We start from the raw sequence: 26,321 nt of genomic DNA on the forward strand, positions 1-26,321 counted from the left end.
AGTAATTTAACACTAAGCGTCTTGGGGAGACATTGATGAATAGACGAACCTTTTTACTGGGCGCGTTTGCTGGTACAGCGGCGATAGCCCTAGGGGTGAATCTTTATTCTCCCGAATTTAGTCTACCCGATGAAGGCGAGGGGAAAGACTACCGCTTATTATTCAGTGTGCTGTTGCCTGTGATGCTTGATGGGGCTTTGCCTGATGTGGCAACCCATAAGGTGGCGGCGCAAAATCGCACCTTAGATGCCATTAAACAATCGATCGCTGTGTTGCCAGATGAACAGCAGTCAGAGTTATTTGAACTACTCGATATGCTCGAGAATCGCCTTGGATTATTGCTACTTACCTCAAGCATGACGCCACTGTTAATGCGCTCTCCCGCCGAGTTGACCCAAATGCTCGAGACTTGGCGTCACAGCTACTTTGCGTTATTGCAAACGGCTTATTTAGGCCTGCGAGAATTAGTGATGGCCAGTTATTACGCCTGTCCTGAGCATTGGAGCCGACTCCACTACGCCAAGCCTGAGTTGTTCAAATAGGCCAAATTTCTAATAATAACAATAATGTGAAGATGGAGTATTCCAAGTGGCAATCATAGATCCCATAGTGACAGGCTTAAATTCCGGTTGGTTACATACCGATGCCAGTCAGCTGCAAGAAAACCAACAATTTGAAGCCGATGTGGTGATTGTGGGCACGGGCGCAGGCGGCGGCGTAGCGGCGGAGATCCTCACCCAAGCTGGGCTCAGTGTGATCATGATTGAAGCGGGACCGCTTAAATCCTCCAGCGATTTTAATATGGAGGAGCGGGTCGCGTATCCGAATTTGTATCAACAGGCGGCGGCGATGAAAACCGCCGATAAAGCGATTGGTATTTTCCAAGGTCGCGCCGTGGGGGGCTCGACGACCATCAATTGGACCACCTCCATTCGTACACCAAAGGAAGCCTTAGCCTTTTGGGCACAGCATAAATCGGTAGCCGGACTCGATCCTGAAACCCTCGCGCCTTGGTTCGAGCAGATGGAGCAGCGGCTCAATATCCACGAATGGAATTATGAGCCTAACCGCAATAACGGCGCACTCAAGCAAGGCTGTATCAACCTAGGTTGGGATTACACCGTCATTAAGCGTAATGTGGCGGGCTGTTGGAATACTGGCTATTGCGGGATGGGCTGCCCAGTCAATGCCAAACAGTCTATGCTAGTTACGACAATTCCGAGTGCATTAGAGAAGGGCGCACAGCTGATTAGTCGCGCCAAAGTCGTTAAAATTGAACACCATAATGGCCAAGTCTTTGCCCTCAAGGCACAGGCGCTCGACGTTAATTTAAGGCCGACTGCGGTTGAGCTGCTGTTTAAAGCCAAACACTATATTTTGAGCGCTGGCGCTATCCACACGCCGACCTTAATGATGCGCTCTGAGGTGCCCGATCCCTACCAGTTATTGGGCAAACGAACCTTTTTACATCCCACTGTGCTTTCTGGCGGCGTATTTGCCGATGCGATTAATGCCCACAGCGGCGCACCTCAATCTATCTATTCCGATGAGTTTGTTTGGAAAAATGGCGCAGATGGCGAGTTAGGTTACAAGCTCGAAGTGCCGCCAGTGCATCCGATTTTGATCGCCTCTAAGACCATAGGTTATGGATTAAGCCATGCTGAGTTGATGGCGCAGTTTAATCAGTTGCAGGTGACTATCGCCTTGGTTCGCGACGGTTATCATCCCGACAGTCAAGGTGGACAAGTGCATTTAACCCCAACGGGCTTTAGTTTGGACTATCCACTAACCGACGCCTTTTGGCGGGCTGTGCGGCGAGCCTATGCCAGCATGGCCGAATTGCAATTCTCTGCGGGTGCATTAAAAGTACTGCCTATTAGTGACGGTATGCCCTATTTGTCCTCATGGAAGGAGGCGAAAGAGAGCATAGCCCAAATGGACTTAGCGCCGCTAAAGACGGTGGTGGCTTCGGCCCATGTGATGGGTGGCTGTCCATTCGGCGAAGATGAAAAGCTCTCTATGGTCAATAGCTATGGTCAGTCACATTATCTGGATAATCTATCGGTGATGGACGGTTCTATCTTCCCGACTAGCTTAGGTGCAAACCCACAGTTGTCGATTTATGGTATTACCGCTCGCAATGCCACCGCGCTGGCGCAAAAGCTCACCGATGGCAAAGGCTGATATTTCCTTGGCCGCATAAGTCAGTCGCTAACACTTATGCGGTCTAAGCCTAATGAGTCGTCTGCTAGCGTTACATGGCGCTAATGGGTAAATGGCCAGTTTTTACTAAGATAATGGTTTCCTCTTCGACAAAAGGAAAATGGCCGCTCATATGGGGGCTGCGTATCCATGTGTGGCGCGGATATTCACCTAGCTCATCTTGAAACTTGCCCGATAACACTAAGATTTCTTCGCCACCAAAATGCCGATGGGGTTGAAATTTTTCTCCCTTAGGCCATTTCACTAATGCGGTATGTTGGTGCTCGAACTCGTGTAACGGCATGACTTGTAAGCCACCAATACCCGGTAACCATGGTGTCTGCTGAGTATTCATTCTGATCAGTTCGAGATCCCGCGGATCGAATTGGTTAAGTTTTACGAAAATCACGCAACCTGTTTGGCTAAAAGGAGCATGTTGGCTCCCGGGGGGATGGCGAAGATAACTACCCGCGGGATAATCACCGTTTTCATCGGAAAATACCCCTTCGAGCACAAGGATTTCTTCGCCCTGCGGATGCTGGTGGGTCGTAAACTGCGAGCCCGCGTCATATTTCACTATGCTGGTGGTGTGCCCTGATTCCTTAGCCTCCCGCTCCAGTGGTTTACGCCACACCCCTTGAGCAGGGCTTGGCAACCAAGGTTGCTGCTCAGTATCAATAACGATACGTTCACTAAAGTTCATATTAAGCATAGTGTTAGACCCGATTTAACCTTTTCTAATGATTAGTTATGTGTCGCTCGCAGTGTATTAACTCGTGAATTTAGTTGCGTCCTGCCATCACGCCGCCATCAACATCCCAAATTGCACCTGTTACCCAGCTGGTGTCATTGGATAACAAAAAGCACACGCTATTTGCCACATCGGCAGGAGTGCCGACTCGTCCAATTGGATGAAAAGCATCAAAGCTTGCAAGCACTTGGTCTCGCTCTTCCTTTGGAATAAAAGCGTTATAGATTGGCGTATTGACCACCGCAGGTGAAACCGCATTGACGCGAATATGCTTGTCCGCCAGTTCCATCGCTAAGTGTTGGGTTAATGCGTGTAACCCAGCTTTGGCCATCGAATACGCCGACGAAGGCGTGGCTTTAACCGCTTGTTTTGCCCACATCGAACCTATGTTCACTATACTACCACCGCCCGCATCGATCATCTTGTGGGTCACGGCTTGGGTAATCCTGAACAGCGCTTTATTTAACCCCATATACAGTTCGTAATCGGCTTCAGTGTGGTCAATAAAGGATTTGGGATTGAAATACCCCGCCGCATTGACGAGATAGCCGACCTTATGCTCGAGTTGGTTAATGTGTGCAATCAGGCGATTAAGATCCGCAGCTTGGTAAAGGTTGGCTTGAAACCCCTCGACCTGTAACTCGGGGATTGTATTTTCCTGTTTGAGTGCAGCGACGGCGGCGGTGAGTTTTTCTTGTTGATTACCCACGATAAGCACTGGTACGCCTTGCTTGACCAGTTGTTTAGCGGTTTCAAAACCGATGCCGCTACTACCGCCAATAATAATGGCCAGATTTGAGGTATTAAATTGCATTTGCTACTCCTATGTATTATCAAGGTGGTAATCTTATGGACTCAATAACTATCTGAACAGTAAGTACAAATTGGTTAGGCAGGTACTTTTTGGTACATCTTTATGAATAACAATGAAAAAATTATTTCTCGCAAATCGCCGCCTGAGCGCTCAGCCCGAATGGTCGAGACGATTTATGGTTGCAAATGGTCATTAACGGTTTATCAGTTGTTGGCCAATGGGATCCAAAGGCCTGGAGAAATGGTGCGCTCAGTCGAGGGACTTTCCACTAAGGTATTGAATCAATGTTTAAAAAAGAACATTGAATTTGGCATTTTAGATAAGGTCATTTATAACGAATTACCACCGCGGGTCGAATATCAAGTGACGGAGTTTGGCCAAAAATTTCTGCATATTTTGGATGAGCTGGAAAAATTGCAGCAAGAAATTGATGCGTAATGAGCTGTCTTGACTGGCCAGTTACACAAGATAATCAAGGTAACTTAATGTATTAGGTTTTTGCTCTGTTTGATGAGGGTTAATGGATATGTCTAAGATCTTGCAACAGGGCGGTTGTTTATGCGGAGCGATTCGTTATCGGATTGAGGGCAAGCCCTTCGATGCGGATTATTGTCACTGCCGCATGTGCCAAAAGAGTATTGGGGCAGCCTTTGGTGCTTGGATGGATTTTAACGTGTCGCAGGTGACATGGCTTAAGGGCAACATCACTGAGTTTGCCTCATCAGAATATGTAAGACGCGGATTTTGCGCCCAATGTGGCTACTCACTGACCTTTCGGCACACTGAGTATCCCGACTATCTCACCCTAACGATCGCCAGCTTAGATGATCCAAATTCAGTGCAGCCTAATTACCATATTTATACTGAGCAGCAGTTGAGCTGGCTTAACATTGGGGATGGCTGCCAGCGTTATCCTCAAGCTCGCACTAAGTAAACCTGAGCTCGGGATAAGTAGAGCCGCTGAATAGGCATCTTTTCGGGCCTCTCTGCGTTGCTCTGTCTAACCATAGCTCGCTATGGCATACGACAGAGCGCCTTGATATGCGCAAAAATCTGCGCATTCAGTCAGAAAAAAGATTCTTCTTTTCAAAAAAATCATTTATAGCATTGATTTTGATTGTTAAATTTAGATTTTTCCGACACTCGTTATCCCGAGTTCAGGTTAAGTAAGCTGTGCGTGAGGCCAGTTAAGGTGCGATAAGATCTAGCGCAGTAACATCCGCAGCGGATAAACCAAATAGCGCGAGGTAACTCACGAGATTGGTTTGTTGACCGCTAGGCGATAAATCATTGACGGCATGTAAAATAGTGCGCTGCGCCTTGCGTTCCATCATCAACTCAACATCGAGCATTTGCTGATATTCTGCTGCATTCAGGCTGGCTTTGGCGAGACGACGCAAACGGCGATAGGGTGTGAGAAACTTTTCATCCCATTCCCATACTGCATTGACGAGTTGTTGCCATTGCTCGGTTGAATATTCCCGTGGCCCCGCCACATCACTGGTGAGATCTAAATACTGCGCTAGCAGTAATAGATTCACATTCACCTGACAATTATCTTGAAGCTCAAGGCAAAGCACTTTATTTTGCCCATAGCTCATATCACACCAATGCCAAATTTGGCTGTCTAGCGGGGTTACATTCGACATACGGCTTCCTTGTCAATTAGGCGACAGCAGACCGATTATTGGCCCATTAACTCAAGTTCCATTGCATCAATTTCTTCTTGTAGCTCAAGCCATTGCATTTCACTTTCTTCTAGCGTCTGTGTCAAGCTGGTGCGTTCATTCAGTACCGAGGTGAGCTTGGCTTTATTGTCTTGATCATATAACTCGCCATCGGCGAGCAGGTGTTCTAACTCGGCAAGGCGTTCACTGAGTTTTTGTTGATCAATTTCTAACTTGGCTTGTTTACGTTTAAGGGGCGACACTTTTTGGCGTAGCTCAGCCTCTAAGCGCTTTTGCTGCTTCTTATCAACAGCGGGCTTGGTGTCATCGCTGTTGGCCGCTTGGTTGGCACTGGCGGCTTTCGCTGCGTCGAGCAACCATTGGTGGTAATCGTCAAGATCGCCATCAAAGGCTTGTACTTCACCTTGATCAACTAAATAGTAGTCGCTACAGGTTAAGCGCAATAAATGGCGGTCGTGCGATACGATCACCATTGCACCTTCAAAGGTTTGCAATGCCATAGTGAGCGCATGGCGCATCTCTAAATCTAAATGGTTGGTTGGTTCGTCAAGCAGCAACAGATTGGGCCGTTGCCATACCAATAATGCCAACACTAAACGGGCTTTTTCGCCTCCCGAGAAGGGGCGCACTGGCGAGAGTGCCATATCGCCATTAAAGCCAAAACCACCGAGGAAGTTACGCAATTCCTGCTCGCGGGCATTAGGCGCAAGACGCACTAAATGTTGCAGCGGCGTATCGTCTAAGCGTAAAAATTCAATTTGATGCTGGGCAAAGTAACCGATATTCAGTCCGGGATTGGGCTCATACAATCCGGTCATCGGTAATAACTGGCCTGATAAAAGCTTGATTAGGGTTGATTTACCCGCACCGTTACGGCCGAGCAACCCAATACGCGCACCGGGCACTAAGTTTAAATGCACTTTGCTGAGGATTTGCTTATCGCCATAGCCAACAGCCACTTGCTCCATCTTAATCAGCGGATTAGGCAGGGCCTCAGGCGGGCGAAACTCCATATAAAACGGGCTATCTGCTTGAGATGGTAACAGCTCAGTCATCCGCTCCAGCGCCTTTAAGCGGCTCTGCGCTTGTTTGGCTTTACTGGCCTTATAGCGGAAGCGGTCAACAAAAGACTGCATATGCGCCCGTTCTTTTTGTTGGCGCTCAAAGGCGACTTGTTGCTGTGCCATACGTTCAGCGCGGATGCGCTCAAAGGCACTGTAGTTGCCTTTGTAAAAATTGAGTTTTTGATTTTCGACATGAACGATTTCATCAACGATTTCATCGATAAAATCCCTATCGTGGCTGATTAAAATCAGCGTGCCTTGATAGGACTTAATCCAACCTTCGAGCCAGTACATGGTATCTAAGTCTAAGTGGTTGGTCGGTTCGTCGAGCAGCAGTAAGTCCGAGCGGCATAGCAGTGCTTGGGCTAAGTTGAGGCGCATCCGCCAACCGCCCGAAAAGCTTTTCACTGGGTTATTTTGCTCGGCTTCGCTAAAGCCTAAACCTGCAAGTAGGGCTCCGGCGCGGGCGCGAATAGCATAACCGCCAATGGCATCGATTTTACCGTGCAAGGTGGCGATCGCATGGCCATCATTATGTTCCTGTGCAATATGCAGATCAGCCTCAAGCTGGCGATATTCTTTATCGCCATCAAGCACATATTCAAGTGCAGACATTTCGAGTGCAGGGGTTTCCTGGGCGACGCTGGCAATCTGCCAACCCGAAGGCATACTAAACTCGCCTTTATCTAAGCTCAGGTGACCCATAATTAATGCGAGCAGTGAGGATTTACCCGTGCCGTTGGCGCCCACTAGGCCGACCTTATGGCCGGGATAGATGGTCAGAGAGGCTTCGTCGAGCAGGGTTTTGCTACCACGGATTAATTGTGCTTGGTTGATGCTGATCATTAACTACAACTTGGTCATATCATGAATGAGTAAGGGTTGTGATGATAACGTACAAGCTCATGGCAAACCACAACTTAGGCCGAGTTGCTGCGTATTTCTTCGACTTTTTATGGCCTAGTGCGATAGCGCTCTACCGCGTAGTCAGGGAGTATGGCAGCACAAGTTTATTCAAGGACTGGCAATAGCTGGGTAGTATGGCAAAATAGCGCCACATTTTCGCCTTAACGCCGATGATTCGCTTATCGCTGGGCGCGTAGCCATTTATAGGTTTGTATCATGACCACTAAAATAAAAAAACGCTTTGTTGCTGGCGCAAAATGCCCTAAGTGCGGCGCGAAAGACAGCATTTTGCTGTTTAAAGAAAACGGTATCGAAACCGTAGAATGTACTGACTGTGATTATCGTGAGCAGCAAACCGATATCAAAGTGACCGAAAAAGCCACGGGCGCCGTCATTGGGGTGTTTAAACCCGACTAGGCTCATCTTTATGAAGCGCTAAACACGTGCTGGCAAAGTATGTAAGAGATTTTATTAACCGCTGCCAATCGCCCTTGCATCGTTGCGGGGCTGATTTAACTGTATTCTGTCGTCCTATTTTAGGGGCGTACACCCTTATCGATTTCAGCATTACTGGAGACAAAACTCATGACAAACGTGAATGTGGATGTCACGCCGTTAACGACTAAGCCATCACAAGATGGTTTTTATATGCCCGCCGAATGGGCGGCGCAGCAAGCTGTGTGGATGATTTGGCCCTATCGTCCTGATAACTGGCGCGCTGCGGGTGCGTATGCTCAGGCGACTTTCGCTAAGGTGGCCGATGCGATTGGCGCGGCAACGCCAGTGTATATGGGTGTTCCTAAAGCCTTTTTAGCCGAAGCTAAAACGGTAATGCCATCCCACGTTACCTTGGTTGAAATGGACAGTAACGATTGCTGGGCTCGCGATACAGGGCCAACTGTGGTCGTTAATGCCGAGGGCGAATGCCGCGGTGTTGACTGGGGCTTTAATGCTTGGGGCGGCCATAACGGTGGTTTGTACTTTCCATGGGATAAGGACGAGCAAGTCGCGCAGCAAATGCTTGCACAGCATGGTTTTGCCCGTTATCGCGCGCCGCTGATCCTCGAAGGTGGCTCCATCCATGTCGATGGCGAAGGCACCTGTATGACGAGTGCCGAATGTTTACTCAACGCCAACCGTAACCCTGAGTTGACAAAAGAACAGATTGAAGACTTACTACGTGACTATTTGAATGTTAAGCAGTTTATCTGGTTACAAGATGGCGTGTATATGGATGAGACCGATGGCCATATCGATAATATGTGCTGTTTTGCCCGCCCAGGCGAAGTGATTCTGCACTGGACTGATGATGAGACTGATCCCCAATATCCACGTTCAAAAGCCGCGCTCGAAGTGCTGCAAAATACCGTGGATGCCCAAGGCCGTAAGTTAAAAATCCATCTGTTGCCACAACCAGGGCCGCTGTATTGCAGTGAAGAAGAATCAAAAGGCGTGACCGAAGGCACTGGTGTGCCACGCACGGCAGGTGAGCGTTTAGCGGGTTCTTACGTGAACTTTTTAATCACCAATCATCGCATCGTATTCCCGCTGCTTGACCCAGCAACCGATGATATCGCTGCTCAAAAACTGCAAGAAATTTTCCCTGAGCATGAGATTGTGGGTGTGCCCGCGCGGGAGATTTTATTAGGTGGCGGCAATATCCATTGTATTACTCAGCAAATCCCTGCTGGAAAGTAACCCAAGGAGAACAGTATGACGATTGATGTCACTGTTAATACACCACAATTGGCTTTCTGCGGGAGGGCGTAAGATGTTTGAAGTCACTGAAGTTTCTATTGCCGAGCTGCGTGCTGCGCTCGAATCTGGCCGAACTACCGCAGTGGAGTTGGTGAAATCGTATCTCGCGCGGGTTGATGCCTATGACGGCCCTGCGACAAAAACTAAGCTCAATGCGTTAGTGGTGCACAATCCCGATGCGCTGAAAGAAGCTGAAGCCTCAGATGCGCGCCGCGCTCGAGGTGAAACCTTAAGCCCGCTTGATGGTATTCCTTACACCGCTAAGGACAGCTATTTGGTGAAGGGACTGACGGCGGCGTCTGGCAGCCCAGCCTTTAAAGATTTAGTGGCCCAGTACGATGCTTTTGCCGTCGAGCGCCTACGTGCCGCGGGTGCCATTTGCCTAGGCAAAACCAATATGCCACCCATGGCCAATGGCGGCATGCAGCGTGGTCACTATGGCCGCGCCGAAAGTCCATACAATGCTGATTATCTTACTGCCCCCTTTGCTTCGGGTTCTTCCAATGGGGCGGGCACGGGCACGGCGGCGAGCTACTCATCATTTGGTCTTGCAGAAGAAACTTGGTCGAGTGGTCGAGGCCCTGCGTCCAATAATGGTTTATGCGCCTATACGCCGTCTCGCGGTGTGATTTCGGTGCGCGGCAACTGGCCATTAACCCCAACCATGGACGTAGTCGTGCCTTATACCCGCACTATGGCGGATATGCTCGAAGTGCTCGATGTGATTGTGGCCGACGACCCAATCACCCGTGGCGATCTCTGGCGTCTACAACCTTGGGTTAAAATCCCTAAAGCATCGACAGTTCGCCCAGAATCCTATCTAGCGCTGGCGGCTAGCGCCGATACGCTTAAGGGTAAGCGTTTTGGTGTGCCGCGCATGTACATCAATAAAGATGAATTGGCTGGCACCAGCGAAAATCCGGGTATTGGCGGCCCAACGGGTCAACGGATTCATACCCGCCAATCGGTGATCGATCTGTGGGAAGCCGCGCGCAAAGCCTTGGAAGCCGCTGGCGCCGAAGTGATTGAAGTGGATTTTCCGCTGGTTTCCAATTGCGAAGGCGACCGCCCGGGTGCGCCGACTGTGTTTAACCGCGGTATCGTTACACCTCAGTTCCTGCATGATGAATTGTGGGAACTCTCAGGTTGGGCGTTCGATGAATTCCTGCGGGCTAACAACGACCCTAAACTCAACAAGCTTGAAGATGTGGTGGGGCATTTGATATTCCCCCATGATCTTGGCACCTTGCCAAATCGTGAAGGTGACTTAGCGGCAGGCATGGAAGAGTACGTCAACATGGCTAAGCGTGGCCTTAAATCCTTCGATCAGATCGACAGTATTCCCGATGGTCTGCGTGGTTTAGAAAAGACCCGTAAGCTGGATCTTGAAGATTGGATGGACGGGCTAAAGCTTGATGCCGTGCTGTTCCCAACGGTGGCCGATGTGGGGCCTGCCGATGCCCATGTGAATCCAGCTTCTGCCGATATTGCGTGGAGCAATGGCGTTTGGGTAGCTAACGGAAACCTTGCGATCCGCCACTTAGGCGTACCGACTGTGACTGTACCTATGGGCGTGATGGCCGATATTGGCATGCCAGTGGGTCTAACCTTTGCGGGCCGCGCCTATGACGACAATAACCTGCTTAAATTTGCCGGTGCATTTGAGTCAACAGGTAACAGGCGCATTATTCCGCCGCGCACACCAAAACTGAGTCAATAAGCGTTAAACTGACAAATATAGACTTAGCTTAGTCTTAGGGATTTATCTTGTTAGAGATTTAGCCCCTTATAACGGCAAAGTGTAGAGTCATAAAAACGGGATGGGCCTTAATATGCCAATCCCGTTTTTTATGCTAACAAAAGCCTGATACGAGATTTCGCCATTTGCTGCTGTTTGCTACTGTGAGAGAGTAATACAGTCTTATACCAAGCAATTAAGAATCACACTAAATAGCAGCAATCCCATCAATACGCAGCCTTTGATAAAATGTTTTTGCCCCAAAACGAGATAAGTTTGTCGTCAGGTGTGTAGGATGAATTGTCATTGTTTCCCCAGTGACACGCCGTGAATATGTCCCTATAGGCTCGACGGCGACATCCATGTCGCCAACGGTCACTGTTGCAACAGTGACAATTTTGACGACCATTGAACTGTTCATCTGGCTAAAAGCTTTATGCCCCTTTCCGCGCTTCGACTCGTTAGGTCAACCGAAAATTCCCACACCTGCTGCATACATATTCTTATCTATTTGCCTATGTTTGGTCTTACCAGAAATCGGCTAACAATGTATGGGTATACAGTCATATTTAAATTTAGGTATTTTTGTATGATTTTAAGACAAGAGCATTGCGCACTAATTCCATCTGAAACAAGTAAAACTCTATAAAATCAATTGACTATAGAGGCTGAGTTTTAGTTAATAGGTTTGGAAAACGCGCATGCGTGTTTTTCCAGATGGTATATTTAATAGAATGCTGATAAGTTCTTTGCATACAGATAGTTAACTGTGCGCGTTTTCACTGGTCTAACGAGGTAAACGCGCATGCGCATGAATAAAATGTTAGCTTGCCAAGGGGGCGCGCATGAATTTCAGCACCTTGATTGTCACCATTGTTATCGTACTTTTTGCTCAATCAGCTCACGCAGCGTCCGAATGGGTGTACTTGTACAAAGCTATGGACGATAACGCCATTGTCGTCAGAAAGAATGGGGACGCATATCAAATTGAAAAAGGCGTTGGCTGTCTTTCTATATGGCGGTTTGAAGGAAAAGCTGTTCTCATTTCTTCACCGGGCCTGTTTTTGGGGGTCGGCTCAGAATTGATTCTCCCTGATGCAGATCAGAAATGCAGAATTTGGGACTCTTCATCTTTGGGAAGCATTGAGGGTTTGACTGCGCCATCGCAAAGTCAATCGCCTCAGCAATCTTCCGGCTGTGAAGATGGGCACTGGATACAGTCAATTGCAGGCAATGGTGAAATCATAAAACTTGAGGACGGCTCAATCTGGCAGGTAGACGCCGTTGATACGGTTACAAGCAGCATATGGTTGCCTGTTTCGAATGTCACTATCTGTGGCTCATATCTCATCAATACTGATGACGGAGAAAAGGTCAGTGCCACAAGACTTAAATAGTAAGCTAACAATCGCATGCACTCGGACGCACATTTCGCTGCGCTCCATGTGCGCCGGTGATGCGAAGCGTTAACTGCATGGAGTAGCATGGCCAAGTTACTGAAAGTCATTGCATGTGTTCTTATCGTTGTGGCTATCACAGTTTGCGCTGTGCTTTTGTGGTTTGACCGCTCACAAGATATCGATTTCGCTGTTTATCAACCCGATTCTTGGGTTACATGCAATGGAGAAATTGATAAGAACTCAGTTGAATATGATCGACTCAATAAGTGGTTGAAATTAAATAGTTCAAACTGGAAAAACTATGTAGCAACTGCTGCTCCTGGGTACTTTTATAAATCAGAAAAAATTGTGATTTACGTACAAAAGCATGGAGTAGTCGTTAATTATTACGATGGACAAAATTGGTCACAAGTGCATAAGTCTGTTGATACGAATGGAATCTATGATGTTTGCAAAAGCAGTTAACAAGTTAAATCAGCGGAAAACCACTCGCTGTTTAAAGCGTTAGCCATATGGTCTATCTAATTAAGGAGTAAATAATAATTGGCAGGATTTAGTAGTAGTTCAAGGCCTATTAGCAAAGTAGTTGGCGCGATAGAAGATCACGGCTTTGTCATATTGAATGCTCTAGGGCCACTAGGAGTGGCAGTTTTCCTAACATTCGTCGTTGATTGGTGGAGTGGTAACAGCTTAGGGTCTGTATCTTCTTTCAATGAATTCTTGTTAGCACTCAAATTTTTCGTATGGAATCCAATTTCAGGATTAATATTTTTCCTTTTGTTAACATTGTGGGGCGCTGTTGGTCAGGCTAAAGACCTTCGAGCACTTAAAGCTACCAATGACTCTAGTGCCACAGAAATAGCGAGCCTTAAGCTAGAGAACGAGAAGCTAAGAAGAGAGGTTTTAGATCGGGAAAACCTATTGAGAACAGAGATTGAAAACAATTACGTATTAGCAGAAGAGCTGATTAGTTCATTCAAGAAGATCGCGCATCTTTGGACATGCCAAATATTTAATGAAATGGCATTCACTGTTAAGCATAGAATATCTATATATTACTTAGATGCTGATAAGAAAAATCTTGTTCTTCTTGATAGATTTGCAAAAAACCATGAATTCAATCAGCCTGGCCGACCATTCTTTGCAAGAAACCAAGGTGTAATTGGGAAGGCGTGGGCCGAGGGTGAGTATTTCGAAAAAAATTCCCATATTTAACCGGAAAAATACTAAATATTATCAATACCTTGAAGATAATTACGGTTTTTCAAGAGATATTAGTTCTCGACTGAGAATGAAGAGCTGCACTATTGGTGGATTTGCTATTCAGGATGCTCGCGGCCATCATATAGGTGTAATAATTTTTGAAAGCCAAGATCAGAATGACTTTGATGATTCTAGGCTAAGAGATCTGGTAAAAAGAGAGAACCACCGATTGGTTGAATTTATATCAGATGCATCGTCACGAGATATGAGACCTTTGCCAGCACAAGATGACGAAAGAAACAAAGGAGAGGTTGATGAACAAAAAGTTGCATGATCTCATGGCATTTCTTTACTCAAAAATAACCCATAAGGCTGACTTATCCAAGGCTAGGTTTACTAAGTTGGTCTATCTCGCAGACTGGAAAATGAGTCAAAGACATGGTCGCACTATCTCGAATATAGAGTGGCTTTTCAATCACTATGGTCCATACGTGGATGATGTTGTGAATCTCGCAAGAGATAGTTCCGACTTTAATGTGGTTATTACACGAAATCCGTATGGAAGCTTAAAAGAACAAATTGAATTTGTTGGCGATATAAAAAAATGTAGCTCCATCGATTCTGATGAAGCTCAGGTTATCGAAGAAATTGTTCGTGAAACTGACTCTCTGTATTTCAACGATTTCATAGATCATGTCTACTCGACTTACCCTGTAAAAGAAAGTAGTCGATATTCTGTGTTAGATCTTCCGAAAATGGCGCAGAAGGAAGTATTGGCTAACAAAGCGTTGCACCGGACAAGCCGGTGAACGCTGCGTTATCTCCATAGAAATTTTAATCCGAAACTCAATAATTAGAGTTGGGAATCTAACATGCTTTTGTCCCTTAGCTTTTTTAGACTCATACAGCAATTGGGTAGATGAAATTGGCATTGGGGCTACAGTGACCGTCGGCGACATGGTTGCTCATTCACATCCATGTGATTGCAACATTCGTATATCCATATACAGCAGATGTCGCCGTCGAGCCTATAGAGACATATTCACGGCGTGTCACTGGGGAAACAATGACAATAAGCTCCCTCTGAGCAGATAAAATTGCTATTAAGCTTTTGTCCCATATCTTCGGATGACGAAACGGTTGTATGTGGTGTGTGAATTGCCATTGAAGCACCAGTAACCGTTGGCAATATGGCAGCTCATTCACATCCATGTGATCGCTGCATTAGTACATCCTGTACAGCAGATGTCGCCGTCGAGCCTCTGGGCTTTTTGTCAAAGAATGGGATGGCGTGTCACTGGGGAGACAATGGCAATTTCCTTTGTCCTAGTGATAAACAGTTCACACACTTTTTCACAAACGCTTTATTTCGAGAAGTATTGTTTAAGCAAGTTATAACGCCGTTTACTCAATTCCCAACCATTCTACTTTTTCGAAAAATCTAAGCGTGATTTCGCGTTATTCTTTTGCAAATTTCCTTGTTATTCTGCCACCATCAGCATTGCCACAGTTTCACCCTGTCATTTGGGGAGCCAAGAGATAGCGAGTGCACAGGCTAATGCCTTACGAGTTAGGAGCATAAAATGAAAGTTTTAGGTCAGTTTTCTGCTAAACCTGCGATGGATGGCGACGGGGTGAATATTCGCCGTGTGGCGGACTTTGTCACTACCCATTTTGATCCGTTTTTGATGATGGATGAGATCAAATCCGATGATAAACAGGATTTTATTGGTGGCTTTCCACCGCATCCGCACCGTGGGATGGAGACCTTTACCTATATCCGTAAGGGCGGGTTTGAGCATAGAGATCAAATGGGTAACGTCAAAGCGATTCGTGCTGGCGATGTGCAGTGGATGAGCACGGGTTACGGCGTGGTGCATTCCGAAATGCCGCTGGCCGATGCACTCAATGGTTTGCATGGCTTCCAAATTTGGGTCAATATGCCCGCGAAAGATAAACTGCGCCCCGCGACGTATCAGGATACGGCTTCAATCCCAAGCGTTGAAACCACTAATGACACTGGCGCAACCCTTAAAGCCTTGGCGGGTGATTGGGCTTTTGCGGGTAAGAGCGCCATCAGTGCCACCATCCAAGGATTAGCGGGCGAAGCGGCGATTGCCGACTTGATGATTAACGCTAATGGTGAAGCGCTGCTCGATTTATCCAAGCATGAGTTTGCCGCCCTCTATATTTACCAAGGTGGCTTGAGTAAGGGCGAAGGCTCACAGTGGTCATTCAATGAAGGCCAGTTTTTAGTGCTCGATAGCCAAACGCCATTGCAGCTTAAGGCCGATGATCGCGGTGCGGGCATGTTACTGTTTGTGGGTAAACCGATTCGCGAAAAAATTGTGCAGATGGGCCCCTTTGTGATGAACACCCAAGCGGAAATTCAGCAGGCGATTCGCGATTATCAAGAAGGGCGTTTTGGCCAAATCGCTTAATCTGTTAAGTCTGCCGTGCTGATCAAAACCAAAGCCCTGTATCTCAGCAGGGCTTTTTTATTGCGGTTTACGCAGGCGATTTCGATTGTTTAAGGACTTGAGTTTAAGGACTTGAGGTAAAAGCTGCTCGTTGTTGCTACAATAGCGGTACTTTTGGGTTGAGCGAGCGCAGAATTGAATTCTTGCCTTATGTAAACCTGAATCTTGATAAACCCGTTTAATCGATAAGTAACGCAATTTTAGTAACCTAGCAGCCGCTTCGTTACCCACCACAGGATATTCGCCTTGAGCAATTCAGATACTAAGCCAACTCCATCACTGGCTTTCTCGACCCTTAAGCTAAAAACCGAACTGCTTGAGAACCTTTCTTCTATGGGCTACAACGAGATGACGCCCATTCAGGCGCAAAGCTTGCCAGCGATTATAGCGGGTGAGGATGTGATAGGTCAGGGTAAAACGGGGTCAGGTAAAACGGCGGCCTTTGGTCTAGGTTTACTAAATAAATTAGACGTTAAGCGTTTTCGTATTCAAACCTTAGTGCTATGCCCAACCCGCGAGTTGGCCGACCAAGTGGCGCAGGAGATCCGTACTCTGGCCCGCGGTATACACAACGTGAAAGTATTAACCCTGTGTGGTGGTGTGCCAATGGGGCCACAAATTGGCTCTTTAGAGCATGGTGCCCATATTATTGTGGGAACCCCAGGTCGGATTGTCGATCACTTAGACCGCAATCGTTTAGATTTAAGTCATCTGAATATGTTAGTGCTTGATGAAGCTGACCGCATGCTCGAAATGGGGTTCCAACCTCAGCTCGATGCCATTATTGAACAGTCACCACGCGAGCGCCAAACGCTGCTGTTTAGTGCGACATTCCCTGAGCAAATTCAATCGATTGCTAAACAAATCATGTATAACCCTGTGATGGTTAAGGCCGCGGTTACCCATGAAAAAAATACCATCGAACAGCATTTTTATCAGTTAGATGACGATAAGTCGCGCATGCAAGCGCTGCAATTATTACTGTTAGAACATAAGCCAGAAAGCGCCGTGGTGTTTTGTAATACCAAGCGTGAAACGCAAAAAGTGGCCGACGAACTCGAGGGTTTAGGCTTTAGTGTTTTGGCCTTGCACGGCGATTTAGAACAGCGCGATAGGGACGAAACCCTGTTGCAATTTGCTAACAAGAGCGCATGCGTGCTGGTGGCTACCGACGTGGCCGCCCGTGGTTTAGATATCGATGCGCTAGATGCCGTATTTAACTACCATGTGGCCTACGATACCGAAGTGCACATTCACCGTATCGGCCGTACTGGCCGTGCGGGCAGTAAAGGCGCTGCTTATACCTTTTATAACGATCAAGACGGCTACAAGATTGCCTTGCTAGAAGAGTACTTAGATCGAGAAATTACCAGTGAATCACTGCCATCATTAAGCTTGCTTGGCAGTGCGCCTAATACGCCAACCATGATCACTCTGCAAATCGATGGCGGTAAAAAAGAGAAACTTCGCCCTGGTGATATTCTTGGCGCCCTGACGGGTGATAATGGCATTGAAGGTACGCAGGTGGGCAAGATCCTCGTGACCGACTACCGTGCTTATGTGGCGGTAAACCGTAAAGTGGCTAAAAAGGCACTGAGCAAGATCACTAGCGGCCGCATTAAGGGTAAGTCTTACCGCGCGTGGTTGATGAAATAAACTGCTATTGAGTGAACAAAAAGCGAAGCCAAATGGCTTCGCTTTTTTGTTTTTTGCGCATCTAACTTGATAGTGCCTTGTCATAATCCCGAGTGCTTGGTCGTAACTAGCGACACTTGCCATTACTGCATCGGTGTCGATGCAGAGTATGATTGCTAAATGAGGAAAAGGCTGATTTACTTTTTTATTCAATCACATAGTTACTGACATCTTTTCGCCATGGGGTGATGAGGGCTGAGCTGCAATAAATCCCAACGGTTGCCATAGAGATCTTCAAATACGGCAACAGTGCCGTAATCTTGCACTTGTGGCTCGCGAATAAAGTGAATGCCTATTGACCGCATATGCTCATAATCGCGCCAAAAATCATCGGTATTTAAGAATAAAAACACCCGTCCTCCGGCCTGATTGCCGATAAATGATTCCTGCTCGGGCTTGGAGGCTTTGGCTAATAGTAGGGCGGTACCATGGGAATTAGGCGGCGCAACCACAACCCAGCGTTTATCTTGCTCGGGTTGATAACTGTCTTCAATCAATTCAAATTTGAGTTTATTAACATAAAAATCAATCGCCTCATCGTAGTCTCTTACTACGAGTGCGATATGGACAATAGTCTGTTTCATCTCGGTATCTCGGTTTTTGATCGCGACTACAACCGCTATTGCAATCGCTATCGCAATGGTTAGTGCATTGCCGCGACAGCATAATCAACTCATGGCGAAAGTGAGTGGCTTGACGTCACTCACTTATTAGCTGCTCATTGTAAAAGCTAAGGGCAGGGCAATCTAAATTGATCTGAGAGTGCATTGAGACGGCTGAGTAACTCGGGGGAGAGGCTGACCTTTAAGCTGTCGATATTCTCTTTCAGCTGGTATAAGTCCGTGGCGCCAATGATATTTGAGCCAACAAATTTACGTGAGTTAACAAAGGCTAACGCCATTTGCGCGGGGGAGAGATTAAACTCGCGGGCTAAGTCTACATAAGCTGCGGTGGCATCGAGCGCCATTTGCGAACCCGTGTAACGGGCGAAGCGTTTAAACAGGGTTAAGCGCGCGCCTTCTGGCCATTGGTTATTGCAATATTTACCGCTTAAGGCACCAAAGGCCAAGGGCGAGTAAGCCAGCAGTGGCAACTCTTCGCGATGGCTGATTTCACTCATGCCCACTTCAAAGCTGCGGTTGAGCAGGTTATAGGGGTTTTGCACAGTCACAATGCGCGGCAGGCCGTGTTTTTCCGCCAGTTGCAGATACTTCATTAGTCCCCAAGGGGTTTCGTTCGATACGCCGATATAGCGCACTTTACCTTGGCGAATCACTTCGGCGAGGGCTTCGAGGGTCTCGAGGATTGGCGTTTGCTGCTCAATCTCTTGTTCGTCGTAAAATAATTCCCCGAAGAAGTTGGTATTGCGGTCTGGCCAATGCACTTGGTAGAGATCGATAGTATCGATTTGCAGGCGTTCGAGTGAAGCATCGACCGCTTGATGGATATTGTTCCAGTCCAGCGCCATATTTTTGCGAATATAGTCACTCTTGCCGCCGGGTGCGGCAATCTTAGTGGCGATCACTAGGTCATCACGGTTGCCACGGGCCTTAATGTATTGGCCCAAAATGCGCTCGGTTTCCCCTTGGGTTTCTGGCTTTGGCGGCACAGGGTACATTTCCGCAGTGTCAATAAAGTTGATGCCACTGCCGATGGCGTAGTCTAGCTGTGCGAAGGCTTCGGCTTGGGTATTTTGTTCACCCCAAGTCATAGTGCCTAAACAGATTTTGCTCACCTCGAGATTAGAATGCGGTATGCGTCTGTATTCCATCTATTTCTCCTACGGAAACTATCTTAGTCCGAGGCTATCAAGCTTTTGCTGTAAAGCAAAGGTTAATAGGGCGTCAAACATTTTACTGCAGTAAAAATAACCAATGCCTAAAAGCCGGGCGTTGCAGCAGGATTGCGGAGCGCGCAGATTGGATTGCACATGAATTCATCACTGACTCAAGGTTTTGAACCTTTGTGTTAATTCTGGGCTGAAAGGGGAGATTTTTGTCAGTTTTTATCTAGTTAAGTCAAAACTAAATCAGAAATGCAGGAATTATGAATTATTTGTTATAAAACTACATTTGCAACTTTAGGCTGTAATCGATGTGAATCTATGTCACAAAATGGCGCGAATTTACGTATATTACTTACGAAATTGCGGCGGAATGTGACGCCAATATCGGATTATCTGTTAACAAACATCTACCCTAAATTTATCTAAAAATTTTCATGGTTGATATTTGTGATGGCAGATTTTTCAAACCAAGTTATAACGATCAAAAAAGGCCTCGACTTGCCGATTTCGGGTGAGCCTCGGCAGATCATCGAACCCGGTAACAGGCCATCCCAAGTGGCTCTGTTGGGTGAGGAGTATGTTGGCTTAAAACCGACGATGTTGGTGGAAGTCGGCGATAAGGTCAAAAAAGGCCAACCTTTGTTTGAAGATAAAAAAACAAAGGGCGTGCTATTTACCGCTCCCGCCAGTGGTGAGATTGTTGCGATTCACCGTGGTGAACGTCGGGTGTTGCAATCAGTGGTGATCCGCTGCAATGGCTTAGACGCCGATGAGCAGATCCGTTTCGATATCCACACCGATTTACAGGCTCTATCTGCGGATGTGGTTAAAGCGCAACTGGTTAAGAGCGGCCTGTGGACGGCGCTGCGTACCCGTCCTTTCTCCCGCGTTCCCGCACTAGATAGCAAACCCGCAGGTATTTTTGTCACGGCAATGGATACCAATCCACTCGCCGCCGATCCTCGTTTGATTATTGCCGAGCAGCGCGATGCCTTTAAGGCGGGCTTAGCGGTACTGAGTCATTTAACCGAGGGCAAGGTTTACCTCTGCCAAGACAAAGGCGAAGCCTTAGTTGGCGCCGATTTACCTAAGGTTGAAGTGCGCCGTTTTACTGGGGTACATCCTGCCGGATTAGCCGGGACTCACATTCACTTTACCTTACCCGTCAGCATTGAGCGTCAGGTGTGGCATATCGGCTATCAAGACGTTATCGCCTACGGCAAGCTGTTCCAAACCGGTGAACTCTATACCGACCGCGTGGTGGCGCTGGGTGGCCCGAGCGTGCTTAACCCGCGTTTACTGCGCACTCAGTTAGGGGCAGAGCTGAGCGCCTTAGTGGCCGACGAAGTTAAACCTGGTAACAACCGTGTGGTATCAGGCTCAGTGTTATCAGGCCATACCGCGAGGGGCGTGCATGACTTTTTAGGTCGCTTCCACAACCAAGTATCTGTGCTCGCCGAAGATGCGCAGCACCAAGTATTGCCTTGGGTCCGTGGCGGTTCGGACAAGTTCTCTATCACCCGTGCGGTAACTTCCCGTTTATTTGGCCTGACCAAGTCCTTCGAATTTACTACGCATCAAGGCGGCTCTCACCGCGCCATGATGGCCTTTGGTCAGCTCGATCGCGTTATGCCATTAGATATTTTACCCACTCTGCTAGTGCGTGACTTAGTGGTACGAGATACCGACGAGGCGCAGGCCTTAGGCGCATTGGAGTTAGATGAAGAAGATTTAGCCCTGTGTACCTTTGTGTGCCCCGGCAAGTATGACTTCGGTAAAGAGTTACGTGCCTGTCTAGATGTTATCGAGAGGGAAGGTTAATGACGACACAACCTAAAAAACCTGATTTGCAGGACGCCCCTGATTTGCAGCAAGAGTATTACGCCACGGGTAAATCGATGAAGGGCTTTGTGCGCTCATTGGTGATCGCCAGTGGTCGCAGCACTAAGGGACAAGTACACGTACGTGACGCCATTGACGTAAAACGTACCATGACCTTAGTGGGCCTTTGTTTATTACCCGCCATTTTATTTGGCTTATATAACGTAGGCTTACAGGCACAGCTCGCACTAGCAAGCGGCTTAACGACGCCAGAAACCTGGAAACTCGCACTGTTTAACGCCGTAAGCGGTGGTTTAAGTGTCGAGACGGGCGTGATTGGCCTGTTCCTCTACGGCTTAAGTTTTTATTTGCCGATTTACTTAACGGCCTTGCTGACCAGCCTGTTCTGGGAAGTGGCGTTTGCTAAGGTGCGTCGCCAAGAATTGCACGAAGGCTTCTTCGTCACTGCCTTGTTATTTACGCTGATTTTACCTGTTTCGATTCCACTCTGGTTGGTGGTGATGGGGATTAGCTTTGGGGTGGTGATTGCCAAAGAGCTGTTTGGTGGCATGGGATACAACTTCCTTAACCCCGCATTAGCTGGTTTGGCGTTTATCTATTTTGCCTATCCTTCTGAAGTATCAACCGTTAAGCAACTGGTTGCTGTAGATGGCTTTTCAGGCGCGACTGCGTTAGCGCAAGCCGCAGCCGGTAAGCTGCAATTTGCCGATTACGCTTGGTACAGCGCCTTTAGCGATCCTAACTGGTGGAATAATTTCTTCGGCTTTACCGTAGGCGCGATTGGTGAAACCAGCACGCTTGCTGTGCTGCTCGGTGGGTTATTGCTGCTTATCACCCGTTTAGCCGACTGGCGCATCGTGGTGGGCGTGATGTTGGGCATGATTGCCACTGCAACCTTGTTCAATGTTATTGGTTCAAGCACTAACCAGATGATGGCAATGCCTTGGACATGGCACTTAGTCACGGGCGGCTTTGCTATCGCGATGATGTTTATGGCGACCGATCCAGTGACGACCTCTTATACCCGCCAAGGCAAGTTTGCCTACGGCGCCTTAATTGGTTTTATGACAATCCTTATCCGTGTGGCTAACCCCAAAATGCCAGAAGGTGTGATGTTAGCCATCCTGTTCGCCAACCTGTGGGCACCGCTGTTCGATTATCTGGTGGCCCGTGCCAACATCAAACGGAGAGTAAAACGTCATGGTATTTAAGAAAGATACTGTGGTGGGGACCATGATCTTCACCATCACGCTCTGCCTTTTGTGCTCCTTTATGATTACTGGTACCGCAGGCGTGTTGAAAGAGCGTAAGCTCGCGAAAAAACGCGATGAGTTACAACGTTATGTGTTGATGGCTGCAGATGTAAATATTGGCCAAGGCAATGAGTTTAGAGAGATTTTTGCTAAATCCGTTAAGCCATTATTGATTAATCTCGACACAGGCAAAGTGGACTCGGATGCCAATGTACTCGACTTTGACGAGCGCATGGCGGCGATTAACCCAGAAACCTCAAGCGCCCCTAAAAAGGATATCGCCAAAATCAAGACCCGCGCCAACGATGCCCGCGTGTTTAAGGTGTTCGATGACAGCGGCAAGTTATCCAGCGTGGTCGTGCCTTTCTACGGTAAAGGGCTGTGGTCGATGATCTACGGTTACGTGGCCGTCGAACCTGACTTTAACACTATTAAAGGCATGGTGGTTTACGAGCACGGTGAAACCCCAGGTATCGGCGACTTTGTGACTGACCCACATTGGTTATCCCTGTGGAAGGGTAAACAACTCTTTGATGAAAAAGGCAAGTTTGCGATGCGCCTCGTGAAAGGCGGCGCCAAAGAGGGTGATATCCACGGTGTTGATGCTGTGAGTGGCGCGACCATGACCGGCCGTGGCGTGCAGCGTGCAATGGAGTTTTGGTTTGGCGTCGAGGGTTTCCAAACCTTCTTCAACCAATTAAAAGCATCGGCTGAACAAGGTGAGTTGGGAGGTGCAAAATGAGCAACAGTTTATCCATGCGGGACATGTTAGCAGGCCCTGTATTTGCCAATAACCCAGTGGCAATGCAAGTGCTGGGCGTATGTTCGGCGCTGGCGGTGAGTAACTCCATGCAGACTGCCGTGGTGATGACACTGGCGGTGACCTTCGTACTGGTGTTCTCAAACCTTATCATCTCTGCCATTCGCAACTTTATCCCTAACAGTGTGCGGATTATTGCCCAGATGACGGTCATTGCCTCCTTGGTGATTATCGTCGATATGGTGTTACAGGATGTGGCTTATGAGCTCTCTAAGCAACTCTCTGTATTCGTTGGGTTAATCATCACTAACTGTATCATCATGGGCCGCGCAGAAGCCTTTGCAATGAAGTATCCACCTCACTTAGCCGTGGTCGATGCTGTGGGTAACGCGGCGGGTTATGGCTTGGTGCTGATCAGTGTGGCCTTTGTGCGTGAGTTGTTAGGCACGGGCAATCTGTTTGGGCATAGCGTGTTGACTACGGTTGAAAACGGCGGCTGGTACTTACCCAATGAGATGTTTAAGTTGCCCCCAAGCGCCTTCTTCCTGATTGGCCTGCTGATCTGGAGCATTAACGTGATCCAGCGTAAACGCGGTTAAGGAGCGGATATGGAACACTATATTAATCTGTTTTTACAGGCCACATTCTTAGACAACATGGCGCTGTCGTTCTTCCTCGGTATGTGTACCTTCTTAGCCGTGTCTAAAAAGGTGTCGACCGCCTTCGGCTTAGGCGTGGCGGTTATCGTGGTGATGACTCTAGCCGTGCCTTTAAACCAACTGATCTATGTGAAGGTGTTAGCACCGGGCGCATTGGCTTGGGCGGGCATGCCTGGTATCGACTTAAGTTACCTGCAACTGATCACCTTTATCGGTGTGATTGCGGCCTTAGTGCAAATCCTTGAAATGTTTTTAGATAAATACATTCCAAGCCTGTATGACTCCCTCGGGATCTTCCTGCCACTGCTCACCGTAAACTGCGCGATTTTTGCTGGGGTGATCTTTATGGCTAACCGTGATTACAACTTTGCCGAATCGGCGGTGTTTGCCATGGGGTCGGGCACGGGGTGGGCGCTGGCGATTGTGATGCTGGCCGGGCTTCGTGAGCGGATGAAGTTTCATGCGATTCCCGAAGGCTTACAGGGGATTGGTATCACCTTTATTACCACAGGGTTGATGGCACTTGGCTTTATGTCTTTCTCGGGGATCTCGCTGTAACGCGTGGCAGAGAAAGTGAAACCGCATTCTGTTTAGAAAAAGGGTTATCGAATGGAAATGGCAATAGGCATAGGCATGTTCACCTTAGTGGTGTGCCTACTGGTGATAGTAATCCTTATCGCCAAAAAGAAATTAGTGACTACCGGTGAGATCACTATCGGGATTAACGACGATGCCGAGAAAAGCATTAAAGTTGCCGCGGGCGACAAGCTGCTTGGCGCCTTAGCGAGCAAGAATATTTTTATTCCCTCGGCCTGTGGTGGCGGCGGTACCTGCGGCCAGTGCCGGGTGAAAGTTAAATCGGGCGGCGGTGATATTCTGCCAACAGAACAAGGGCATATCACTAAAAAAGAAGCCAAAGAAGGTTGTCGTCTCGCCTGCCAAGTGGCGGTGAAAACCGATATGGAACTTGAGTTAGAAGAAGAAATCTTCGGCGTGAAGAAGTGGCAATGCGAGGTGATCTCAAACGATAACAAGGCCACCTTTATCAAAGAGTTACTGCTAAAACTGCCCGAAGGTGAAGACGTACACTTCAAGGCCGGTGGCTATATCCAAATTGAAGCGCCAGCCCATGTGGTGAAGTATGCCGATTTTGATATTCCGGCTAAGTACCGCGACGATTGGGAAAAATACGGTCTGTTCGACTTAGTCTCCACCGTTAATGAAGATGTGCTGCGCGCCTATTCAATGGCGAACTATCCCGATGAAAAGGGCCGCATTATGCTTAACGTGCGTATTGCCACGCCACCATCGGCCAATGTGCCACCGGGTAAGATGTCTTCTTACATCTTTAACCTCAAGGCGGGGGATAAGGTGACTATTTCTGGCCCATTCGGTGAGTTCTTTGTGAAGGATACCGATGCAGAAATGGTATTTATCGGCGGTGGTGCGGGCATGGCACCGATGCGCTCACATATTTTCGATCAGCTAAAGAGTAAAAAGACCAAGCGTAAGATGAGTTTTTGGTACGGTGCCCGTTCGACCCGTGAGGTGTTTTACCAACAGGATTTCGATGCATTAGCGGCTGAGAATGACAACTTTGTTTGGCATGTGGCGCTGTCGGAGCCGTTACCAGAGGATAACTGGACGGGTTACACCGGCTTTATTCATAATGTGATTTACGAAAATTACCTTAAACATCATAAGGCACCAGAGGATTGCGAGTACTACATGTGTGGCCCTCCAATCATGAACTCCTCGGTGATCCGTATGCTTGAAAGCTTAGGGGTCGAGCCTGAAAATATCCTGCTCGATGACTTTGGTGATTAAGCGGTAAGTGGAATAGAAAATCGCGTTAGGCACAGCTAGAACAGCGGAGCCTAACGCGATTTTTGTTTATAGGGCTTTTAGTTTTAGGCTTTGATATCTAGCTAAAGGATTTACCGCCATGGCGGCTTAAATAGCTCACCATACGCTGACTTTCAGTGGTATAGCATCCCATGCGAAACTCTCCTTGCCAGTAAGCAATATCGAGCGGACGATACCCCAGCGCATTTGGATGATTCACATCGGCACCCGCATCAACCAATAGTTTGAGCAGTTCAAAAGACTGTAGCTCACAGGCATGCAACAGTGCCGTCATCCCATTCTCGTCAACCCCTTGAATATCAGCGCCATTAGCAATAATGCGCTTAACCCTGAAGGATCCCCTCATAAATCAGCCATAGCATAGCCATATTTGAGCAACTGATTGGCGAATAATACCCAGGCCGCCAGCAATTCTTTCTCCGTGATTTGATAATCAGGCCGCCTGAGTACCTCCAA

Annotated in this window: 27 protein-coding genes; 20 read left to right on the plus strand and 7 right to left on the minus strand. The window is 47.8% G+C overall.

All coding sequences use genetic code 11. The features are described from left to right. The first annotated feature begins 35 nt into the window (after positions 1–35). Both AEA42_RS16220 and AEA42_RS16225 read left to right on the plus strand, forming a co-directional pair. On the plus strand, positions 36–542 hold the full coding sequence (locus AEA42_RS16220; protein ID WP_047539290.1) for a hypothetical protein: 507 nt from the start codon (positions 36–38) through the stop codon (positions 540–542). Between the two features lie 46 nt (positions 543–588). After that, positions 589–2,184: a GMC family oxidoreductase gene (locus tag AEA42_RS16225; protein ID WP_055648273.1), complete on the plus strand. Its 1,596-nt coding sequence runs from the start codon at positions 589–591 to the stop codon at positions 2,182–2,184. A 70-nt stretch (positions 2,185–2,254) separates the two neighbouring features. Here the strand turns inward: AEA42_RS16225 and AEA42_RS16230 are convergent, their stop codons facing one another. Beyond that, a complete protein-coding gene (locus tag AEA42_RS16230; RefSeq protein WP_055648274.1) occupies positions 2,255–2,914 on the minus strand; it encodes a cupin domain-containing protein in 660 nt (219 codons plus the stop codon). Between the two features lie 70 nt (positions 2,915–2,984). After that, positions 2,985–3,767, minus strand: coding sequence for an SDR family oxidoreductase (locus AEA42_RS16235; protein ID WP_037414571.1), 783 nt, complete (start codon positions 3,765–3,767; stop codon positions 2,985–2,987). A 102-nt stretch (positions 3,768–3,869) separates the two neighbouring features. Here AEA42_RS16235 and AEA42_RS16240 point away from each other — a divergent pair, with 102 nt between their 5' ends. Together AEA42_RS16240 and AEA42_RS16245 are read left to right on the plus strand one after the other, a co-directional pair. Beyond that, entirely contained in the window at positions 3,870–4,205 is a 336-nt protein-coding gene (locus tag AEA42_RS16240) for a helix-turn-helix domain-containing protein (protein ID WP_037414574.1), read from the plus strand. An 88-nt stretch (positions 4,206–4,293) separates the two neighbouring features. Further along, positions 4,294–4,701 (plus strand): GFA family protein, encoded by a 408-nt coding sequence (locus AEA42_RS16245; RefSeq protein ID WP_055648284.1) that lies wholly within the window; start codon positions 4,294–4,296, stop codon positions 4,699–4,701. A 253-nt stretch (positions 4,702–4,954) separates the two neighbouring features. On the opposite strand, the gene AEA42_RS16250 is transcribed toward AEA42_RS16245, so the two are convergent. Next, positions 4,955–5,416 (minus strand): DUF2390 domain-containing protein, encoded by a 462-nt coding sequence (locus AEA42_RS16250; RefSeq protein WP_055648275.1) that lies wholly within the window; start codon positions 5,414–5,416, stop codon positions 4,955–4,957. 35 nt (positions 5,417–5,451) lie between these two features. Next, positions 5,452–7,365 (minus strand): ABC transporter ATP-binding protein, encoded by a 1,914-nt coding sequence (locus AEA42_RS16255; RefSeq protein WP_055648276.1) that lies wholly within the window; start codon positions 7,363–7,365, stop codon positions 5,452–5,454. Positions 7,366–7,641: 276 nt separating this feature from the next. Here AEA42_RS16255 and AEA42_RS16260 point away from each other — a divergent pair, with 276 nt between their 5' ends. The 10 genes from AEA42_RS16260 (at position 7,642) to dbpA (ending at position 17,660) form a co-directional block, all read left to right on the plus strand. After that, positions 7,642–7,842 (plus strand): YheV family putative zinc ribbon protein, encoded by a 201-nt coding sequence (locus AEA42_RS16260; RefSeq protein WP_011071175.1) that lies wholly within the window; start codon positions 7,642–7,644, stop codon positions 7,840–7,842. Between the two features lie 168 nt (positions 7,843–8,010). Continuing rightward, complete coding sequence (gene aguA / locus AEA42_RS16265) at positions 8,011–9,123, plus strand: agmatine deiminase (RefSeq protein ID WP_055648277.1); 1,113 nt, start codon at positions 8,011–8,013, stop codon at positions 9,121–9,123. Positions 9,124–9,196: 73 nt separating this feature from the next. Beyond that, positions 9,197–10,903 (plus strand): amidase, encoded by a 1,707-nt coding sequence (locus AEA42_RS16270; protein ID WP_055648285.1) that lies wholly within the window; start codon positions 9,197–9,199, stop codon positions 10,901–10,903. 863 nt (positions 10,904–11,766) lie between these two features. Then, positions 11,767–12,318, plus strand: a complete 552-nt coding sequence (locus AEA42_RS16280; RefSeq protein WP_055648278.1) for a hypothetical protein — start codon at positions 11,767–11,769, stop codon at positions 12,316–12,318. Positions 12,319–12,405: 87 nt separating this feature from the next. After that, a complete protein-coding gene (locus AEA42_RS16285; protein WP_037429018.1) occupies positions 12,406–12,786 on the plus strand; it encodes a hypothetical protein in 381 nt (126 codons plus the stop codon). A 78-nt stretch (positions 12,787–12,864) separates the two neighbouring features. Then, on the plus strand, positions 12,865–13,536 hold the full coding sequence (locus tag AEA42_RS16290; protein ID WP_055648279.1) for a hypothetical protein: 672 nt from the start codon (positions 12,865–12,867) through the stop codon (positions 13,534–13,536). Beyond that, positions 13,505–13,858 (plus strand): hypothetical protein, encoded by a 354-nt coding sequence (locus AEA42_RS22400; RefSeq protein ID WP_055648280.1) that lies wholly within the window; start codon positions 13,505–13,507, stop codon positions 13,856–13,858. Before AEA42_RS16290 ends, AEA42_RS22400 begins: the two co-directional genes overlap by 32 nt. After that, entirely contained in the window at positions 13,839–14,333 is a 495-nt protein-coding gene (locus AEA42_RS16300; protein ID WP_037429013.1) for a Panacea domain-containing protein, read from the plus strand. Before AEA42_RS22400 ends, AEA42_RS16300 begins: the two co-directional genes overlap by 20 nt. Before the next feature lie 774 nt (positions 14,334–15,107). Beyond that, positions 15,108–15,965 (plus strand): pirin family protein, encoded by an 858-nt coding sequence (locus AEA42_RS16305; RefSeq protein ID WP_037429011.1) that lies wholly within the window; start codon positions 15,108–15,110, stop codon positions 15,963–15,965. Positions 15,966–16,250: 285 nt separating this feature from the next. Then, positions 16,251–17,660 (plus strand): ATP-dependent RNA helicase DbpA, encoded by a 1,410-nt coding sequence (dbpA, locus tag AEA42_RS16315; protein WP_181382078.1) that lies wholly within the window; start codon positions 16,251–16,253, stop codon positions 17,658–17,660. A 200-nt stretch (positions 17,661–17,860) separates the two neighbouring features. Here dbpA and AEA42_RS16320 read toward each other — a convergent pair whose 3' ends face one another. Beyond that, the gene (locus tag AEA42_RS16320) at positions 17,861–18,283 is read right to left on the minus strand and encodes a VOC family protein (protein ID WP_037429007.1); all 423 of its coding nucleotides are present in this window, start codon (positions 18,281–18,283) and stop codon (positions 17,861–17,863) included. A 146-nt stretch (positions 18,284–18,429) separates the two neighbouring features. Next, a complete protein-coding gene (locus tag AEA42_RS16325; RefSeq protein ID WP_011718176.1) occupies positions 18,430–19,470 on the minus strand; it encodes an NADP(H)-dependent aldo-keto reductase in 1,041 nt (346 codons plus the stop codon). A gap of 465 nt (positions 19,471–19,935) precedes the next feature. Here AEA42_RS16325 and AEA42_RS16330 point away from each other — a divergent pair, with 465 nt between their 5' ends. The 6 genes from AEA42_RS16330 to nqrF are packed head-to-tail and all read left to right on the plus strand — an operon-like array spanning position 19,936 to position 25,826. Next, on the plus strand, positions 19,936–21,306 hold the full coding sequence (locus AEA42_RS16330; RefSeq protein ID WP_055648281.1) for a Na(+)-translocating NADH-quinone reductase subunit A: 1,371 nt from the start codon (positions 19,936–19,938) through the stop codon (positions 21,304–21,306). Then, complete coding sequence (locus AEA42_RS16335; protein ID WP_055648282.1) at positions 21,306–22,538, plus strand: NADH:ubiquinone reductase (Na(+)-transporting) subunit B; 1,233 nt, start codon at positions 21,306–21,308, stop codon at positions 22,536–22,538. The genes AEA42_RS16330 and AEA42_RS16335 overlap by 1 nt, the downstream gene beginning before the upstream one ends. Next, a complete protein-coding gene (locus AEA42_RS16340) occupies positions 22,528–23,322 on the plus strand; it encodes a Na(+)-translocating NADH-quinone reductase subunit C (RefSeq protein ID WP_011621546.1) in 795 nt (264 codons plus the stop codon). Before AEA42_RS16335 ends, AEA42_RS16340 begins: the two co-directional genes overlap by 11 nt. After that, positions 23,319–23,939: an NADH:ubiquinone reductase (Na(+)-transporting) subunit D gene (locus AEA42_RS16345; protein ID WP_011071186.1), complete on the plus strand. Its 621-nt coding sequence runs from the start codon at positions 23,319–23,321 to the stop codon at positions 23,937–23,939. The genes AEA42_RS16340 and AEA42_RS16345 overlap by 4 nt, the downstream gene beginning before the upstream one ends. Before the next feature lie 9 nt (positions 23,940–23,948). Then, a complete protein-coding gene (gene nqrE / locus AEA42_RS16350; protein ID WP_011621548.1) occupies positions 23,949–24,557 on the plus strand; it encodes an NADH:ubiquinone reductase (Na(+)-transporting) subunit E in 609 nt (202 codons plus the stop codon). A gap of 51 nt (positions 24,558–24,608) precedes the next feature. Beyond that, positions 24,609–25,826 (plus strand): NADH:ubiquinone reductase (Na(+)-transporting) subunit F, encoded by a 1,218-nt coding sequence (gene nqrF, locus AEA42_RS16355; protein WP_011718172.1) that lies wholly within the window; start codon positions 24,609–24,611, stop codon positions 25,824–25,826. Positions 25,827–25,923: 97 nt separating this feature from the next. Here nqrF and AEA42_RS16360 read toward each other — a convergent pair whose 3' ends face one another. Continuing rightward, complete coding sequence (locus AEA42_RS16360) at positions 25,924–26,211, minus strand: ankyrin repeat domain-containing protein (RefSeq protein ID WP_055648283.1); 288 nt, start codon at positions 26,209–26,211, stop codon at positions 25,924–25,926. Between the last annotated feature and the right edge of the window lie 110 nt (positions 26,212–26,321).

The sequence above is a fragment of the Shewanella sp. Sh95 genome (assembly GCF_001308045.1).
Taxonomy (GTDB): Bacteria; Pseudomonadota; Gammaproteobacteria; order Enterobacterales; family Shewanellaceae; genus Shewanella; species Shewanella xiamenensis.

Bases quoted from the DNA above. Each gene is read 5' to 3' on its own strand.
- AEA42_RS16220 (WP_047539290.1), top strand. From the start codon at position 36: ATGAATAGACGAACCTTTTTACTGGGCGCGTTTGCTGGTACAGCGGCG.
- AEA42_RS16230 (WP_055648274.1), bottom strand. From the start codon at position 2,914: ATGCTTAATATGAACTTTAGTGAACGTATCGTTATTGATACTGAGCAG.
- AEA42_RS16235 (WP_037414571.1), bottom strand. From the start codon at position 3,767: ATGCAATTTAATACCTCAAATCTGGCCATTATTATTGGCGGTAGTAGC.
- AEA42_RS16240 (WP_037414574.1), top strand. From the start codon at position 3,870: ATGAATAACAATGAAAAAATTATTTCTCGCAAATCGCCGCCTGAGCGC.
- AEA42_RS16245 (WP_055648284.1), top strand. From the start codon at position 4,294: ATGTCTAAGATCTTGCAACAGGGCGGTTGTTTATGCGGAGCGATTCGT.
- AEA42_RS16250 (WP_055648275.1), bottom strand. From the start codon at position 5,416: ATGTCGAATGTAACCCCGCTAGACAGCCAAATTTGGCATTGGTGTGAT.
- AEA42_RS16255 (WP_055648276.1), bottom strand. From the start codon at position 7,365: ATGATCAGCATCAACCAAGCACAATTAATCCGTGGTAGCAAAACCCTG.
- AEA42_RS16260 (WP_011071175.1), top strand. From the start codon at position 7,642: ATGACCACTAAAATAAAAAAACGCTTTGTTGCTGGCGCAAAATGCCCT.
- aguA (WP_055648277.1), top strand. From the start codon at position 8,011: ATGACAAACGTGAATGTGGATGTCACGCCGTTAACGACTAAGCCATCA.
- AEA42_RS16270 (WP_055648285.1), top strand. From the start codon at position 9,197: ATGTTTGAAGTCACTGAAGTTTCTATTGCCGAGCTGCGTGCTGCGCTC.
- AEA42_RS16280 (WP_055648278.1), top strand. From the start codon at position 11,767: ATGAATTTCAGCACCTTGATTGTCACCATTGTTATCGTACTTTTTGCT.
- AEA42_RS16285 (WP_037429018.1), top strand. From the start codon at position 12,406: ATGGCCAAGTTACTGAAAGTCATTGCATGTGTTCTTATCGTTGTGGCT.
- AEA42_RS16300 (WP_037429013.1), top strand. From the start codon at position 13,839: ATGAACAAAAAGTTGCATGATCTCATGGCATTTCTTTACTCAAAAATA.
- AEA42_RS16305 (WP_037429011.1), top strand. From the start codon at position 15,108: ATGAAAGTTTTAGGTCAGTTTTCTGCTAAACCTGCGATGGATGGCGAC.
- AEA42_RS16320 (WP_037429007.1), bottom strand. From the start codon at position 18,283: ATGAAACAGACTATTGTCCATATCGCACTCGTAGTAAGAGACTACGAT.
- AEA42_RS16325 (WP_011718176.1), bottom strand. From the start codon at position 19,470: ATGGAATACAGACGCATACCGCATTCTAATCTCGAGGTGAGCAAAATC.
- AEA42_RS16330 (WP_055648281.1), top strand. From the start codon at position 19,936: ATGGCAGATTTTTCAAACCAAGTTATAACGATCAAAAAAGGCCTCGAC.
- AEA42_RS16335 (WP_055648282.1), top strand. From the start codon at position 21,306: ATGACGACACAACCTAAAAAACCTGATTTGCAGGACGCCCCTGATTTG.
- AEA42_RS16340 (WP_011621546.1), top strand. From the start codon at position 22,528: ATGGTATTTAAGAAAGATACTGTGGTGGGGACCATGATCTTCACCATC.
- AEA42_RS16345 (WP_011071186.1), top strand. From the start codon at position 23,319: ATGAGCAACAGTTTATCCATGCGGGACATGTTAGCAGGCCCTGTATTT.
- nqrE (WP_011621548.1), top strand. From the start codon at position 23,949: ATGGAACACTATATTAATCTGTTTTTACAGGCCACATTCTTAGACAAC.
- nqrF (WP_011718172.1), top strand. From the start codon at position 24,609: ATGGAAATGGCAATAGGCATAGGCATGTTCACCTTAGTGGTGTGCCTA.
- AEA42_RS16360 (WP_055648283.1), bottom strand. From the start codon at position 26,211: ATGAGGGGATCCTTCAGGGTTAAGCGCATTATTGCTAATGGCGCTGAT.